Origin of the sequence: Nocardia sp. GTS18 (assembly GCF_013839555.1) — a bacterium.
GTDB classification, from domain to species: Bacteria; Actinomycetota; Actinomycetes; order Mycobacteriales; family Mycobacteriaceae; genus Nocardia; species Nocardia rosealba.
On sequence record NZ_JACBIU010000009.1, the window covers coordinates 37,328 to 53,312 of the forward strand.

Annotated in this window: 15 protein-coding genes and 1 other RNA gene; 6 read left to right on the forward strand and 10 right to left on the reverse strand. The window is 69.4% G+C overall.

The genetic code is table 11. The features are described from left to right. Window positions 1-5: 5 nt before the first annotated feature. A complete protein-coding gene (glnA, locus tag HYG95_RS11430; RefSeq protein ID WP_181697962.1) occupies window positions 6-1,346 on the reverse strand; it encodes a type I glutamate--ammonia ligase in 1,341 nt (446 codons plus the stop codon). Between the two features lie 113 nt (window positions 1,347-1,459). Next, a complete protein-coding gene (locus HYG95_RS11435; protein ID WP_181697963.1) occupies window positions 1,460-3,061 on the reverse strand; it encodes an alpha/beta hydrolase in 1,602 nt (533 codons plus the stop codon). 143 nt (window positions 3,062-3,204) lie between these two features. On the opposite strand from HYG95_RS11435, the gene panB reads away from it, so the two are divergent. The 4 genes from panB to HYG95_RS11455 all read left to right on the forward strand — a co-directional run bounded on the left by panB (window position 3,205) and on the right by HYG95_RS11455 (window position 6,411). Beyond that, window positions 3,205-4,062 (forward strand): 3-methyl-2-oxobutanoate hydroxymethyltransferase, encoded by an 858-nt coding sequence (gene panB, locus HYG95_RS11440; protein WP_181698042.1) that lies wholly within the window; start codon window positions 3,205-3,207, stop codon window positions 4,060-4,062. A gap of 160 nt (window positions 4,063-4,222) precedes the next feature. After that, window positions 4,223-4,597, forward strand: a complete 375-nt coding sequence (locus HYG95_RS11445) for a hypothetical protein (RefSeq protein WP_370465760.1) — start codon at window positions 4,223-4,225, stop codon at window positions 4,595-4,597. After that, window positions 4,597-5,559, forward strand: a complete 963-nt coding sequence (pip, locus tag HYG95_RS11450) for a prolyl aminopeptidase (RefSeq protein ID WP_181697965.1) — start codon at window positions 4,597-4,599, stop codon at window positions 5,557-5,559. Before HYG95_RS11445 ends, pip begins: the two co-directional genes overlap by 1 nt. A 3-nt stretch (window positions 5,560-5,562) precedes the next feature. Next, on the forward strand, window positions 5,563-6,411 hold the full coding sequence (locus HYG95_RS11455) for a CHAD domain-containing protein (protein ID WP_181697966.1): 849 nt from the start codon (window positions 5,563-5,565) through the stop codon (window positions 6,409-6,411). Window positions 6,412-6,567: 156 nt separating this feature from the next. Here the strand turns inward: HYG95_RS11455 and HYG95_RS11460 are convergent, their stop codons facing one another. Beyond that, a complete protein-coding gene (locus HYG95_RS11460) occupies window positions 6,568-8,025 on the reverse strand; it encodes an RNB domain-containing ribonuclease (RefSeq protein WP_181697967.1) in 1,458 nt (485 codons plus the stop codon). 19 nt (window positions 8,026-8,044) lie between these two features. Next, window positions 8,045-8,377 (reverse strand): hypothetical protein, encoded by a 333-nt coding sequence (locus tag HYG95_RS11465; RefSeq protein ID WP_067487308.1) that lies wholly within the window; start codon window positions 8,375-8,377, stop codon window positions 8,045-8,047. 394 nt (window positions 8,378-8,771) lie between these two features. Between HYG95_RS11465 and HYG95_RS11470 the strand changes: the two genes are divergently transcribed. Beyond that, window positions 8,772-9,137: a hypothetical protein gene (locus tag HYG95_RS11470; RefSeq protein WP_181697968.1), complete on the forward strand. Its 366-nt coding sequence runs from the start codon at window positions 8,772-8,774 to the stop codon at window positions 9,135-9,137. 61 nt (window positions 9,138-9,198) lie between these two features. Here HYG95_RS11470 and rnpB read toward each other — a convergent pair. Continuing rightward, an RNA gene (gene rnpB, locus HYG95_RS11475) (RNase P RNA component class A) lies at window positions 9,199-9,607 on the reverse strand. Window positions 9,608-9,643: 36 nt separating this feature from the next. On the opposite strand from rnpB, the gene HYG95_RS11480 reads away from it, so the two are divergent. Next, the gene (locus HYG95_RS11480) at window positions 9,644-10,531 is read left to right on the forward strand and encodes an alpha/beta hydrolase (RefSeq protein WP_181697969.1); all 888 of its coding nucleotides are present in this window, start codon (window positions 9,644-9,646) and stop codon (window positions 10,529-10,531) included. Window positions 10,532-10,593: 62 nt separating this feature from the next. On the opposite strand, the gene HYG95_RS11485 is transcribed toward HYG95_RS11480, so the two are convergent. The 5 genes from HYG95_RS11485 to cobC all read right to left on the reverse strand — a co-directional run bounded on the left by HYG95_RS11485 (window position 10,594) and on the right by cobC (window position 15,976). Next, the gene (locus tag HYG95_RS11485; RefSeq protein WP_243749924.1) at window positions 10,594-11,298 is read right to left on the reverse strand and encodes a S1 family peptidase; all 705 of its coding nucleotides are present in this window, start codon (window positions 11,296-11,298) and stop codon (window positions 10,594-10,596) included. Between the two features lie 98 nt (window positions 11,299-11,396). Then, window positions 11,397-12,719, reverse strand: a complete 1,323-nt coding sequence (locus HYG95_RS11490) for a bifunctional RNase H/acid phosphatase (RefSeq protein WP_181698043.1) — start codon at window positions 12,717-12,719, stop codon at window positions 11,397-11,399. A 17-nt stretch (window positions 12,720-12,736) separates the two neighbouring features. Next, complete coding sequence (locus HYG95_RS11495) at window positions 12,737-13,474, reverse strand: zinc ribbon domain-containing protein (RefSeq protein WP_181697970.1); 738 nt, start codon at window positions 13,472-13,474, stop codon at window positions 12,737-12,739. Between the two features lie 109 nt (window positions 13,475-13,583). Then, on the reverse strand, window positions 13,584-14,699 hold the full coding sequence (locus HYG95_RS11500; protein ID WP_181697971.1) for a Nif3-like dinuclear metal center hexameric protein: 1,116 nt from the start codon (window positions 14,697-14,699) through the stop codon (window positions 13,584-13,586). Between the two features lie 95 nt (window positions 14,700-14,794). Then, window positions 14,795-15,976 (reverse strand): Rv2231c family pyridoxal phosphate-dependent protein CobC, encoded by a 1,182-nt coding sequence (gene cobC, locus HYG95_RS11505; protein WP_181697972.1) that lies wholly within the window; start codon window positions 15,974-15,976, stop codon window positions 14,795-14,797. Window positions 15,977-15,985: the final 9 nt, after the last annotated feature.

Here is a 15,985-nt window from a genome sequence, read left to right on the forward strand (position 1 = left end):
AGGAATTACAGGCTGAGGTATTCCTTGAGCTCCCAGGGGGTGACCTGGCTGCGGTAGTCGGCCCATTCGCGGCGCTTGTTGCGCAGGAAGAAGTCGAAGACGTGCTCGCCGAGGGTCTCGGCGACCAGCTCCGAGCGCTCCATCGCCTGCAGTGCCTCGTCGAGGGTGCCCGGCAGCGAGCGGAAGCCCATCGCGCGGCGCTCGGCGTCGGTCAGCGACCACACGTCGTCCTCGGCCTCGGGCGGCAGGTTGTAGCCCTTCTCGATGCCGCGCAGACCGGCCGCGAGCAGCACCGCGAAGGTGAGGTAGGGGTTGCAGGCCGAATCGGGGCTACGGATCTCGACGCGCCGCGACGACGACTTGTTCGGCGTGTACATCGGCACGCGGACCAGCGCCGAGCGGTTCGAACGGCCCCAGGACGCGGCCGTGGGAGCCTCGCCGCCGTGGATGAGGCGCTTGTAGGAGTTGACCCACTGGTTGGTGATCGCGCTGATCTCCGGGGCGTGCTCGAGGATGCCCGCGATGAACGAGCGAGCGGTGCTCGACAGGTTGTTCGGGTCGTCCGGGTCGGCGAAGGCGTTGGACTCGCCCTCGAACAGGCTCATGTGGGTGTGCATGGCCGAACCGGGGTACTGGGAGAACGGCTTGGGCATGAACGTCGCGCGCACACCCTCGTCGATCGCCACCTCCTTGATGAGGTAGCGGAAGGTCATCACGTTGTCGGCCATGGATAGCGCGTCGGCGTACCGTAGGTCGATTTCCTGCTGACCCGGCGCGCCCTCGTGGTGGCTGAACTCCACGGAGATGCCCATCGACTCGAGCGCGTCGATGGCGTGGCGGCGGAAGTTGGGGGCCGAGTCGTGCACGGCCTGGTCGAAGAAGCCGCCGTTGTCGGCGGGCATCGGCTCGTAGCCGTCGCGGAGCTGGTTCTCCAGCAGGAAGAACTCGATCTCAGGGTGTACGTAGCAGCTGAAGCCCACGTCGGCGGCCTTGTTGAGCTGACGGCGCAGCACGTGGCGCGGGTCGGCCCACGACGGCGAACCGTCGGGCATGGTGATGTCGCAAAACATGCGCGCCGAATGCTGATGGCCCTTGGAGCTGGCCCAGGGCAGCACCTGGAAGGTCGACGGATCGGGCCGCGCGACCATGTCCGCCTCGGACACGCGCGCGAAGCCTTCGATGGCCGACCCGTCGAAGCCGATGCCCTCCTCGAAGGCGCCTTCGAGCTCGGCGGGGGCGATGGCGACGGACTTGAGGTAGCCCAGCACATCGGTGAACCAGAGACGTACGAAGCGGATGTCCCGCTCTTCGAGCGTCCGCAGCACGAATTCCTTCTGGCGATCCATACGGCGAGCGTAGGCACCCGGCGTTAAATCCGTGTTACATACGCCGACTCGTTTGCTATTACGTCACATCGTCCGCACTTCTCACGTGGCGTGACCGGGCGGTGTGCGCGGTCTCACCCGCCGCAGGTGAGTCCGGGCGTGGGCGTGGCGAGTTCGGTGAGGTAGGCGATGACGGCGTCGTCGAGGCACCGGTCACCGGCGACGAGGGCGGCGGTGTGCCGGTTGCCCCGGAAGGTGACGAGCGCGGCGCCGAGCTGCTCGGCCAGGTCGACACCGGCCTGGTACGGGGTGGCCGGGTCCTCGGTGGTGGAGACGACGACGATCTTCGCCACGCCGGGCGCCGATATCCGGTGCGGTTCGCTCGTGTTCGACACCGGCCACGACGCGCACAGTTCCAGGGGTGCCGCGCCGGTGCCCTTGCCGTCGTCGAGAAATGGTGCGGCCCTGCGGTATTCGGTGTCCTGGCGCGCGACGACCGCGGGGTCGGTGATGCGCGGGTCGTCGACGCAGCGGATGGCGTTGAAGGCGTCCTGGGTGTTGGCGTAGGTGCCGTCGGCGCGACGGCCGTCGTAGAGGTCGGCCAGTTGCAGCAGGGTGTCGCCCGTGCCGCCCTGCAGTTCGGTGAGGCCGCGGGTGAGCAGTGGCCACATCTCGTCGCTGTAGAGGGCCTGCTGGACGCCGGTGATGGCGTCGTTGTAGCTCAGGCCGCGCGGATCCTCGGTGCGGGCCGGGGCGGCTTGCAGCGGGTCGACGAGTTGCCGGAAGCGGGCCACCGCACCGGCCGGGTCGGTTCCGAGCGGGCAGTCGGCGCTGTTCGCGCAGTCGGCGGCGTAGGCGTCGAACACGCCCTGGAAGCCCGCCGCCTGGCGCAGCGACTCCTGCACGGGTTCCTGGGAGGAGTCGACGGCGCCGTCGAGGACCATCGCGCGCACGTTCTGCGGGTACTTCTCGGCGTAGGCGGCACCGAGGCGGGTGCCGTAGGAGTAGCCGAGGTAGGTCAGTTTCGCGTCACCGAGGGCCGAGCGCAGCACGTCCATGTCCTGGACGACTTCCCGGGTGCCGACATGGCCGAGCAGGTCGATGCCCGAGCGCTCAGCGCAACGGCCGGCGTATTCGCGGTTCTCGGCCTCGGCCTCGGCGATGCCCGCCGGGGTGTTGTCGGTGGGCGGTTCGGCGCGTTCGGCATCGGCTTCGGGCGGGGTCAGGCATACGATCGCGGGCAGCGAGGAGCCGACACCACGCGGATCGAAACCGATGCGGTCGAATCGTTCGGCCAGCTCTGTGCGGTGCCCGACGGTGACCATCGACAACCCGGAGACGCCGGGCCCGCCCGGATTCATCAGCAGCGACCCGATCTTGTCGCCCCTGGCCGGGATGCGCGACAACGCGATCTGCGCGGTCGGACCGTCGGGCCGGGCGTAATCGATCGGCACGGTGACGCGCGCGCACTGGGTGCTCGGCGGCAACCGTTCCTCCGGGCTGCCGAACTCCTCGCAGGAACCCCAGTCGATGCGCTGTTCGTAGAAATCGTTCAGCCCGGGGGGTGACGGCGGCAGCGGAGTGGGCGGGGTGGCGCTGTCGCTGCCGGATCCGCATCCGGTGGCGACCAGCGCGCAGATCGCGCCGAGAACAACGACGAGCCTGCCTCGCTGCACAGTTGGCCAACCTTTCCGCGCCGGGCGGCGCAACACGACGCACCCGAACGGGCTCGCCATCACGGTAACCGAAGCGCGGGTGTGACCGATCCCACCGGCCACGCCCTTAAAACGGTTCGGGGCGAGGTGGCACACTGGATGCGTCAGAAAAACCCGGGGACCCGCTACGGGCCTCGAGGAACCAGACGAAAGTAGGGACGATGATGTCCGTATCCGATGAGCAGAGCCCTGCCTACGGTGCCGCTCCCGCTACCACCTCCAAGCCTCGCCGCAAGACCCGCGTCCAGCATCTGCAGCAGATGAAGGCCGAGGGTGAGCGCTGGTCGATGCTGACCGCCTACGACTACTCCTCGGCCCGCCTGTTCGAGGAGGCGGGCATCCCTGTCCTGCTGGTCGGCGATTCCGCCGCCAACGTCGTCTACGGCTACGACACCACCGTGCCGATCACCGTGGACGAGCTGATCCCGCTGGTCCGTGGCGTGGTGCGCGGTGCGCCGCACGCCCTGGTCGTCGCCGACCTGCCGTTCGGCACCTACGAGTCCTCGCCCCAGCAGGCGCTGGCCACCGCCACCCGCTTCATGAAGGAGGGTGGCGCCCACGCGGTGAAGCTGGAGGGCGGCGAGCGGGTCGCCGAGCAGATCGCGCTCATCACCGCCGCGGGCATTCCCGTGATGGCCCACATCGGTTTCACCCCGCAGAGCGTGAACACACTCGGCGGTTTCCGGGTGCAGGGTCGCGGCGACGGTGCCGAGCAGCTCGTCGCCGACGCGATCGCGGTGCAGGAGGCCGGTGCCTTCTCCGTGGTGATGGAGATGGTGCCCGCCGAGCTGGCCGGTCAGGTCACCCGCAAGCTCACCATCCCGACCGTGGGAATCGGCGCCGGCGCCGATTGTGACGCCCAGGTGCTGGTCTGGCAGGACATGGCCGGCTACACCAGCGGCAAGACGGCCAAGTTCGTGAAGCGGTTCGGCAATGTGGGCGACGAATTGCGTTCCGCCGCAGCCGCTTACGCCGACGAGGTGCGCCAGGGCACCTTCCCCGGACCCGAACACAGCTTCTGATCCGCGCGCACCCGGCCTCGCCGTCCGGCGGGGTCGGGCAGCGGCGCGGCCGACGGCGAGATGGCAGACTCGGAGTCGAAACAGCCGACTCGAAGAGGTACGCATGCATCGCCGATGGAAGACCAGTCCCGGGCTCGTTGTCACTGGTGTTCTCGCCGCCGTGACCCTGACAGCCTGTGGCGGTGCGGAAGTCACGCCCAGCGGGTCCGCGACGACCACGACCGCCGGTGCCACCACCACCAAGACGGCGACGCCGAGCACCACGCTGGAGATCAGCGACTCCTCGGCGAGCCAGTTGTGCGACATGATCCGCCCGGAGCTGTCGAACTTCCGGGTGCAGGGCCCGACCCTCGGCCGGCTCGCGCTGAACACGATGGTGCACGAGTGGGCGCTGCGCAACGGCGGCATCAACGGGCACGTGCTGGCCGACAAGGCGATGATCGACCGGGTGACGACCGAGGCCTGCCCCGATGTGCGCACCGAAACGCTCACCGCACTCGACCTGCCCGACCTCGCCGCGGGATTGGCGTTCTGATGCGCGCCCTGTACCCCGAGATCGAACCGTTCGACAAAGGTCTCCTCGACGTCGGCGACGGCCAGTCGGTGTACTGGGAGGTCAGCGGCAACCCCGACGGCAAGCCGGTGGTGTTCGTGCACGGCGGCCCCGGCGGCGGCACAGGTCCGTTGCAACGCCGGTTCTTCGATCCGGCGGTGTACCGGATCGTGTTGTTCGATCAGCGCGGGTGCGGAAAGTCGGTGCCGCACATCGCCGACGGGGCGAGCCTCGAGTTCAACACCACACCGCACCTGATCGCCGACATGGAGGCACTGCGCGAGCACCTCGGTGTCGAACGCTGGCAGGTGTTCGGCGGGTCGTGGGGTTCCACCCTCGGCCTCGCCTATGCCCAGGCGCATCCGGAGCGGGTCACCGAGCTGGTGTTGCGCGGCATCTTCCTGTTGCGGCGCAAGGAGATCGACTGGTATTACAACGGCGCGGCGGGCAACATCTACCCCGCCGAGTGGGCGAAATTCCTGGCACCGGTGCCGCCCGAGGAGCGCGGGGACGACCTCGTCGAGGTATACCACCGGCTGCTGCATTCGCCGGATCCGGAGATCGCGCTCGGTGCCGCCGTCGCCTGGTCGACGTGGGAAGGCGCCACAAGTTCGCTACTGCCGCACCCGGATCGGGTCGCCGAGACCGGTGAGCCACGCTTCGCCCTCGCCTTCGCTCGCATCGAAAACCACTATTTCCGGCACGGCGGATTCCTCGACGAGGGACAGTTGCTGCGTGACATCCATCAGATCGCCGACATCCCCGGAGTGATCGTGCAGGGCCGCCACGACGTGGTGTGCCCCGCGGTGAGCGCCTGGGAACTGCACAACGCGTGGCCCGGCTCCACCCTGCACATCGTCGAGGACGCCGCGCACACCGCGCACGAGCCCGGCATCACCCACCACCTGGTCGAGGCGACCGACCTGTTCGGGAAGCGAGACTGACCCATGGCGATCGAAGCCGGACCCGCCGTCGTCGCGGCGCTGCGCGAGGACATCGACCGGCTGCTCGCCGCCGAACCCGATGTCCGCGCCGACGCCGAGGACTCGGTGCACCAGATGCGGGTGGCCACGCGCCGGTTGCGCAGCGTATTGCGTTCCTACCGCAAGCTTTTCGACAGCGACGCCGCCGCCGAGACGGTGACGGAGCTGAAGTGGCTCGCGGAACTGCTCGGGGTCGCCCGCGACGCGGAGGTTCGAGGTGAGCGGTTCGCGAAACTGCTCGACGGGTTCGGCGAGGTGCCTACCGAGGTCACCCGCCGCCTCGTCGGCGCCGCCGACGACGCCTACGCCCAGGCCCATGAGGAGATCCTCACCGCTCTCGACGGTAAGCGGTACGCGGCCCTGCGCGAGGTCCTCACCACGTGGCGCACCGATCCCCCGCTCGACGATTCCCTCGCCGGCGACGACGCGGACGACGTGTTCGCGCGCGTGCTCGGCCGCGACCGCAAACGCCTACGCAAACTGGTCTTCGCCGAGCCGAGCGCCACCCCCGCCGACCGCGTGGAACTGCTGCACGACATCCGCAAAGGCGCCAAGCGTTTACGCTATTCCTGCGAAGCTGCGGGCGAGGTTCTCGGCGCCGACGCCACCGACCTGGGCACCCGCGCCAAACGCCTGCAATCGGTCCTGGGCGACCACCGCGACGCCGTGGAATCCCGCGCAGCCATCCTCGCCGCCGCAGGCGATTCCACCGACGCCACCGTCTACGAACTCCTCGCCGACACCGAGGAAGCCGCGGCGGGCCGGGCCATCGCGGGTTATCCCGCTGCCGCGGCGTTCATCTCGACCGACTGACCACCGGCGAACCCGGCTGTCACTCACGACACCGGCCACGGCATGCCGAACTGAGTGTCGACCGAAAGGCTGTGCCGCCGTACAGGATCGATGCCCCATCGGTCGCAGCGGGTTCGAAAACGTCGGCAGCGCGTCGACCTCGACGCGCGCCAGGGCTCACTCGATGCCGGCGGGCGCGCCGTTCCCATCGGCGGTATAGGCGAATTCGATGGTTCTCGTCGTGGGATCGGCGGTACGCAGGCGCACCGAGACGCGTTCGCCTTCCGGTGGCTTGCCCGCGCAGCGCGCCAGGATCGGGGGTTCGGCGACGAAGATCTCCGCGTCGCGCGAACCGTTGGCCTCGCGCAGGACCAGGGCGGCGAAGTCGGTGCCGACGCGCGGGCCGAGGATGGTGGCCTCGGTGAGGTCGACGCACGCGCGGTCGACCTTGTTGGCGAGCGAATCGGTGCGGCGCAGGGTTTCCGCGGCAGGCGCCAGGCCGTCCAGCACCCACTGCGGTACCTCGGTGCCCGCGCAGTGCGCCAGGCAGATCTCGGTGGTGAAGCGGTCGGCCAGGCGGCGCAGCGGGGCGGTGACGTGAGCGTAGGGGGCGCCGATGGCGCTGTGGGTCAGCTGGTCGGCAGTGGGGTCGTCGAGGTCGGCGAGCAGGGTGTAGCCGGCGCCGCGCAGCAGGGTGGTCGCCTCCGACATCAGGACCAGCCCGGAGGGAGTGTTGGGGTCAAGGCCCGCCAGCATGCGGCCGACCGGCAGGTCGTCGGGCCAGGCGATGTCGAGGGCGGCGGCGGTGCGGCGCATCGAGGCGACGGCGGAGTCGGGCGGTGGCGGCATGGTGCGCAGCAGACCGAGCCGGGTCCCCTTGTGATCGAGCATGATTCGTGCCGCGCACATCCCGGTGAGCAGGGAGACCTGCTCGTTCCAGTCGTCGGCGGCGGTGCGCGGTTCCAGGTCGAGGCGCCAGTTGTCGCCGTGGCGCACCACGTCCTGGGCCGGCAGGCGCAGCGAGATCGCACCGCGCGCGAGACCGGCCTCGATCCGCAGCCGACCGAATTCGGGCAGCGCGGCCAGCGAGGGGTGCAGTGTTCCGGCGTCGGCGGCGGCCTGGACCTGCTGGTAGTCGAAGCGTTCACGGGAGCGCACCAGGGCACGCTCGACCGAAAAACGAAGGAGCGCGGCGTCGTTGTCGAGTTCGATGGTCCACAGCGCGACGGGCCGGTCGACACCGGGCAACAGGCTCGCGGTCCCCTCCGACAGCACGGGCGGATGCAGCGGCACGGTGCCGTCGGGGAGATAGAAGGTCTGGCCGCGTGATTCGGATTCGCGGGCAAGGGCACCGCCGGGCACGATCACCGCGCCGAGATCGGCGATGGCGTAGTGCAGGGTGAAACCGGTCGCGGTGCGTTCGAGGTGCAGCGCCTGGTCCAGATCCATGGCGCTCGGTGGGTCGATGGTCACCAGCTCGAGGTCGGTGCGGTCCACCCGGGTGCCCGCGAACGCGTCGACCGCGTCGCGGGCCTCGGAGACAGCCTCGGCCGGATAGTCCGAGGCCAGCCCGAATTCGGAACGGATGGCGCCGAAATCTACCGGCGCCGAGACGATCCGCTGATGGAGTTCCATCCTGGCAGCGTAGCGATTGTTACTGCAGTGCCAGCATGGTGCCGTTGAGCTGATCGAACGGGCCGTACACGGTGAAGGTGACCCGGCCACCCGGCACCGACGACGACACGGCGGCCGCCGCGTCGAGCGCCTGACCGAACGAGGCCGCCGACGGATGCGGCAGACCGGCCACGGTCCGGCCGAACTTGTTCTGGTGCACCCAGGCGGTATCGGCCGGGCTCAGGTCGACCTGGACCCCGCCGGGCAGCGGGGTCACCGCGACCGCACCCGCCGAACCGGCACCCATCGAGGTGAGCACCGCGGCGGCTCCGGCGATCAATGCACCGGCGACAATGGAACGAACTACCCGCATGGAAATGTGACCTGCTTCCGCGATCGATGTGTGAGCCCGCACAACGGGCCCTGCCGACGGGCAACACTCTATGACCTCGCTCACGTTCCCGACGAGTTCCCGCGCATATTCACCGCCCCGTCGCGCGTCTCGCACGAATTGTTACTGTGGCGACGGCACATCCGGCACAAGCCGGAAAAGTGTTGCACCCACGTCGATAAATGGGAGTTCCGAGCGTATGTCGTCGCTGATTTACGATTACCTGTTGCCGATCCTCGGGCCTGACCAGGCCACCTACTGGGCCCAGGTGCTGATGATCAACCCGGCCTGACTCACTGTCACACGAATCAACATGTCGCCTCCCGTTAACCTGACGGGAGGCGCCTTGTTTCCTGGGCCGCTAGCATCCCGCTGCGTGAGTAGAACTACCGCCGCCCTCGCGGCAGGCACCGCCGTCTTCGCCCTGCTTCTGACCGGTTGCGGCGAGGACTCGTCCACCGCCGCAGCCCCCGCAACCACCACCACCCCGGCCGTTCAGGTCGATCCCGGTAAGGCCGGCATGTTCGTGGTGAGCTATCGCAACGCTTTCCCGAAGCTGGCCGCCGACCGTGACGACCTAGCGGTGAGTGGGGTGCTCAACCAGACGTGCTCCGACATCAAGGCGGGCAAGGCCGAGGCCGACACCATCGCCGGAATCGTGAAGAGCTCGACCAACGGCTCCGTTTCGGCCACGGAGCAGGAAGCGCGCGCGGTCTACGACATGGCCAAGCTGATGTGCTGAAGTCCCCGGACAGACGAGGCGGCGGTCCCGTACGGGACCGCCGCCTTCGTCGTTTCCTGGGCGGGCGAGCCGGCCTGTAAGCCGGATCCTGTCCCCGGCTCGCGCCGGGGGGCGACCATCCATCTGGACACACCGTCGCCGGGTGCCTCGAGCGGTCCACCCGCAGGCTCGGGCGAGCAGCCCTCGAACACCTGCGCAGCCGCACCGTTGCCGGTGCGGCCTTCGACCTTGCTCCGGGCGGGGTTTACCTAGCCGCCCCGGTCACCCGGGGCGCTGGTGCGCTCTTACCGCACCGTTTCACCCTTACCGCACATTGCTGTGCGGCGGTTTGTTTTCTGTGGCACTGTCCCGCGGGTCACCCCGGGTTGCCGTTAACAACCGCCCTGCTCTGTGGAGTCCGGACTTTCCTCGGTGGCGGGCGGCGACACCGATGTGCCCGTTCCCGTCACCGCGGTCGCCCGGCCGACTCGTCCGCTCCGCCATGGTACTCGGTACGGTTATCAGTCATGGAACGTGTCGACGTCAGTTTCCCATCGGGTGACCAGCAATGCGCCGCATGGCTCTACCTCCCCGATGGTGCGCCGAGGCCGCGTCCGCTGGTGATCATGGGACACGGGCTGGGGGCGACCCGCGAGATGGGGTTGGATCGGTATGCGCGGCGGTTCGTCGCGGCGGGAATGGGGGTGCTGGCCTTCGACTATCGGCATTTCGGCGCCAGTGAGGGTGCGCCCCGCCAGGTGCTCAATATCGCCAGGCAGCGTCAGGACTGGAAGGCCGCGATCGCCTACGCGCGTAGCATCCGCGGCTTCGACGCCACCCGGATCGCGTTGTGGGGCACGTCTTTCGGTGGTGGGCACGTGCTTTCCGTCGCTCCCGACGACGACTACCTGGCGGCCGTGGTCGCCCAGGTGCCGTTCACCAGCGGCTGGGCGTCGGCGCGGGCGAAGGGACCGATCAGCCTGACCAAGGTGGCGACCGTCGCCATGACCGATCTGCTGTTGGGCCCGTTGCGCCGCAAGCCGATTCGCATCCGCCTGGCGGGCCGTAAACGCGCCGCCGCCCTGATGAGTGCTTCCGATGTGCCCGAAGGCTTCGGCAGGCTCGCCGAGGAGAGCTCGACCTACGACCCCAAAGTCGGTGCCCGCGTAGCTTTCTCCACCCTGTTCGACGCTCCCGGCCGACGCGCCAAGTCGCTGAAGGTCCCGGTGCTGTACACGATCGCCGAGAACGATTCCGTCGCACCGTCCGGCCCCACCCGCAAGGCGGCCGCACGCACCAAACACGCGGTGGTCAAGGAATACCCGGTCGGCCACTTCGACGTGTACTTCGACGACGTCTTCGAACAGGTCGTGCGCGACCAGACCGACTTCCTGGTGTCGATCCTGCGCCCCTGACAACGCATGAAAAGGGCGCAGCATCGTGATGATGCTGCGCCCCTGAGCGTTTCGTGCGGCGATCAGATCGGCTGGAAGCCCGCGCCGACCCCACCCGCGCGGTTCACCACATCGAGGATCACCTCGATCGGCTGGAAGTAGGCGGGCGAGTGGATCGGGTTGGCGCCGTTGGTGCACGGCACGTCGAAGTCCACGGGGCCGAGGCCGGTGAGCCTGCCCTGGTTCATGCCGACGAGCCGGTCACCGACAACGACCGGGCCACCGGAATCGCCCGGCTGCGAGCAGTACTGGTTGATCGAGTTGCCCTCGAGCTCACCCCACACCACACCGCAGCTGCGGCCGCTGGTCCGGCCGTCGGAGCACACGGTGGAGCCCGGTGCCGGTGCGGGGCCGAGGCCTGCCACGGTGGTCTGGCCGATCGTGCGCGTGGGCACCACCTTGGACGCATCCAGTTGCAGCACAGCGAAATCCAGGTAGTCGCCGTCGTCGGAGAAGGCGACGGTACCGATCACGCCCGCGTGCAGCGCCTGCTCGGCGCCGACCTTGGCACCGGTCGACGCGCAGTGCCCGGCGGTGAGACCGACCAGCCGGCCCGCGTTGTCGTGGCCGATGGCCGTGAGCGAACAGCCGGAGTTGTTGTCGAAGACGATGCCCGAACCGGCACCGAGCACCACGCTCGGATCAGCCGACACGCTGCCTACACCGGCAGACGTGGTGAGCGCCCCCGCGATGGCCGCCGCGAACGCCGCCATCCGTAGAAACTTCATCAAGTACCTTTCTCGACGGCCGCGACCGGCTATGCGTCGACGTGACGCGCATCGCGAACCCGGGCGACCGTACCGCGCCCGGGTGACACGGGGCCACCTCAGAGATAGGAAGTGTCGTTGACCAGGCGCACCGAAGCGCCACCGTCGGGATAGAACTCGGCGATACACAGCGACGCCAGGTCCAGATGCAACCGGTACAGCAGCGACGGGCCGACCCCGAGCGCCAGCTGCAGCAAGGTTTTGATGGGGGTGACGTGACTGACCACGACGACGTTCTCGCCGGGATATAGCGCCACCAGGTCGCGGCGCACACCCTCGATCCGTTCGCGCACCTGGTCGAAGCTCTCGCCACCGGGCGCGGGGATCGACGGATCGCCAAGCCAGTCCGCGTGCAGCGCCGGATCCCGCTGTGCCGCTTCGGCGAAGGTGAGTCCTTCCCACTGGCCGAAGTCGGTTTCGATGAGGCCGTCGAGAATGCGCAGGGGCACATCGAGTGCGGTGGCGGCGGCCTCGGCAGTCGAACGAGCCCGCTGCAACGGTGAGCTCACGACGGCGGCGATATCGCCTTTGGCGGCAAGCATTTTCGCGGCGCGGTCGGCCTGTTCGCGGCCGAGGTCGGTGAGGGGCGGGTTGCCGCGGCCGGAGTAGCGGCGTTGCACCGACAGCTCGGTTTGGCCGTGGCGCAACAAGAGCAGGCGGGTGGGACGGCCGATGGCGCCGGTCCAGCCCGGGGAATAGGTGGAAACCTTTTGGGCGGCAGGCGATTCCGTTTTGTCCGCGCCAGCGACGACGATCTGCTCACCTGTCGGCGTGACAGCCACCTGCTCGCCCGTCGGTGTGACAGCGGCCTTGTCGCCGGCCGGGGTCACGGTTACGCCCGAAGTAGTCGATGCTTCGTCGCCGGCGACGACGCTCGGCTCCACCTCAGCTGCGGCTCGATCATCCGCCGCGCCGAGGGCGACCTGATCTCCCGGTGCGTAGCCCGCGGCGAGCGACTCGCGGACGGTGCCGACGAGGGCGCCGTCGTCCATCGCCTCGTTCGCCAGCCGGTCGGCGTGGGAGTTCTCGGCGCGCGGGATCCAGGTGAAGCTCACGCGCTCGAAACCGGCCACCAACCGGCGTGCCTGTTCGGCGAGCGGAATCATGGAGGCGTGCTTGATCTTCCAGCGGCCCGACATCTGTTCGACGACGAGCTTGGAGTCCATGCGCACCGTCACCACCCGCGCACCGAGTTCGGTCGCGGCCTCCAAACCCGCGATCAGCCCACGGTATTCGGCCACATTGTTGGTGGTGACGCCGACGTATTCCTTGCGCTCGGCCAGCACGCGCACATGGTCGTCGGCGAAGACGACCGCGCCGTAACCGGCCGGGCCGGGATTGCCACGTGAACCACCGTCGGCCTCGACGATCACCTCACGCACACCAACCGGCCCAGCGGTCACAGTCCGGATTCCTTGGTGCGCACCATGATCGCGCCGCACTCGGGGCAGCGGACCACCGCATCCGGGGCGGCCTTGGCGATGCGCTGCATCTCACCGCGGTCGATCTCGATACGGCACGCACCGCAGCGGCGGGCCTGCAGCAGGGCGGCACCGACACCGTGGGCGGCGCGCTGCTTGTCGTAGACGGCGAGCAGTTCACCGGGGAACAGGCCGATCAGGGCGGCGCGGTCGTTCTCGCACCGTTGCTGCGCGACCTCGAGGTCGGCCATCGCCTCGTCGCGCAGGCGTTCGGCGTCGGCCAGGTCCTGGTCGGCCTTACTGAGCCGGGCACCGGCGTGGTCGTGGTCGGCGGCCATCGCCTCACGCTGCTCCATCACGGTCAGCAGTTCGTCCTCGAGGACGGCGCGACGGCGTTCCAGGCTGCCCAGTTCGTGCTGGAGTTCGGACAGCTGTTTGGCGGCGACGGAGCCCGCGGTGAGCATGGCGCGGTCGCGGTCCTCGCGCTTGCGCACCGCCTCGACCTCACCCTCGAGTTTGCGGATGTCACGATCCAGGTCGTCGATGCCGATCTCGACCGCGACCGCGGCGTCCTTGTAGCCGTTGCGCTCGGCCGCCAGCCGCGCGACCTCCTGCTGCTCGGGCAGCGCGGTGCGCCGGTGCGCGATCCGCGTCAGCTCGGCATCGACAGCGGCGAGCTGCAACAGCTTGGACTGGACCGACGGTTCGACATTCAACGGGCACGAACTCCTGAACACGGTGGACGGATGGATCGATCAACCGTACCGCGCCGCACGAGGCGAACACGCCATGACCCGGATCCGCGACCGAGCGGGGTGCGGTGACTCAGCCCGTGACCGTCCACGGATCCGTGCGAAGGGTCGACACGCGGGTGGTGAGGGCGGGCAGCGCCCGGGTGACGACGGATTCGGCCTGGGCGCACCACGGGAATTCGGTGGCCCAGTGGGCGGCGTCGACGAGGGCGGGGCCACCTCGGCGGAGGTGTTCGTCGACGGGGTGATGGCGCAGGTCGGAGGTGAGATAGGCGTCGACGCCCGCGCGGATGGCGGCGTCGAGGTAGGAGTCGCCCGCACCGCCGCAGACGGCCACCCGCTTGATCGTGCGGTCGGGGTCGCCCGCGGCCCGCACACCCCAGACGGTGCGCGGTAGACCGTTGCCCACGCGGGCGGTGAACTCGCGCAGTGTCTCGGGTTCGGCGAGTTCGCCGATGCGGCCGATGCCGAGGGACGACGGCAGGGGTGCGCGTTCGGTGACGTGGTAGGCCGGTTCCTCGTAGGGGTGGGCCGCGCGCAGGGCTGCGAGGACAGCGGTGCGCGCGGACGGCGCCGCGACGACCTCGATCGCGTCCTCGGTGACGGTCTCGACGGTTCCGACCGCGCCGATGGCCGGGTTCGCGCCGTCGACCGGCAGGAACTGGCCCGTACCGGAGGTGTACCAGGCCGCCTCGCGGTAGTCGCCGATCGCTCCCGCGCCTGCCGCGAACAGCGCCGACATCAAAGCGGCCGTGTGGGTCTGCGGCACCTGGATGACCCACTTGTCCATCGGGGCAACCGGTTTGGGGTCGAGCGGGCCCGTGACGGTGAGGCCGACGGCGGCGGCGAGCGCGTCGGAGACGCCGGGGTCGGCGGAATCTGCGTTGGTGTGCGCGGAGAACAGTGCGCAGTCGGAGCGGATCAACCGATGCAGCAGGGCGCCTTTCGGGGTATTCGCCGCCACGGTGTCGACGCCGCGCAGCAGCAGGGGGTGATGCACGACCAAAGCCTGTGCGCCCCAAGCGATCGCCTCGTCTACGACGGCGGCAGTGGCGTCTACGGCGAACAGCACCTTCGAAACCTGTTGCGCCGGATCACCACACACCAGGCCGACCGAATCCCACGATTCGGCCAGTTTCGGTGGGTACGCCGCGTCGAGCACCCCGATCAGTTCGGCCAGGTCGGTCACCGCCGCCTCCTTCGCTCCGCTGAGACCTGCGCCGTCGTGGGCAGGTTCGACATTCGTTCGCCCTGATCGCACAAGGCCCCCGTGAGGAATCGGCATCACCACAGCGCGGCCCGCAACCCGTCGATCAGCTGATCCACCTCGTCGCGGCCGCGCACGGCGACGCGCAAATAGTCGGGGCCCAGACCCGGGAAGGTGTCGGCGCGGCGGACGGCGATGCCTCGGTCGGCGAGATGCTTGCGGACCAGGGCGCCGTCCGTGACGCGCAGCAGCAGAAACGGGCCGGTGGCCGGGGTGTGCACGTCGATGCCGAGCGCGGTGAGACGGTCGATCATGGCGTCGCGGTCGGCGGCGATGCGCTGGGCGAGGTGGTGGGATTCGGCGACGGCGGCGGGTTCGGCGGTGGCACGGATCGCCTCGAGCTGCAGGGTGCCCAGCGGCCAGTGCGGGCGACCCTCGGTCAGCCGGGCCAGCACCTCGGGAGCACCGAGTACATATCCGCAGCGCAGACCGGCCAGCGCCCACGTCTTGGTGAGACTGCGCAGCACCAGGACGTCCGGTGCGCTCAGCCCGGCCAGCGACTCGAGTTCACCACTGATGCCCTTCGGACGTACCGCACCGGGGACTGCGTCGGCATCCGCACTCAGGGGCGCAGCGCCACCGGCCACTACACGCTGGGTCGCGGCGCCACCGACCTCGGGTCGTGCAGTCGACGAACCCGCCGACGCTCGGAGGTAGGCGACCGCGTCGGCAAAGGCTTCGTCTACGACGACGATGCGGCCGGGGCGGCGCAGGGCCTGGATGGTTTCGGCGGGGTGCAGGATCGAGGTGGGGTTGGTTGGGTTGCCCAGGACGACCAGGTCGGCTTCTTCCGGTACCTGGGCGGGGTCGAGGGTGTACGGACGTTCGAGGACGACGCGGGCCACCGGAACGCCTGCCTCACGCAAGGCCAGTTCCGGCTCGGTGAAGGACGGGTGGATGACGGCGGCGAGGCGGGGGCGCAGGCGGGGCAGCATCGCGAAGCCTTCGGCGGCGCCTGCCAGCAGCAGGACTTCGTCGGGGGTGCGGCCGTGGCGGGCGGCGACGGCCGTGCGGGCGGCGAGTTCCTCGCCTGCGTCGGGGTAGCGGCCGAGGTCGGTGAGGCGGGCGGTGAGGCGGTCGCGTAGCCAGGCCGGTGGGGCGGTGCCCTGGACGTTCACCGCGAAATCGAGCATGCCCGGGCGCGCTTCCACGTCGCCGTGGTGGCGCAGCATCGCGGGGTCGACCGAGTCCTCGAACACAACTGAACA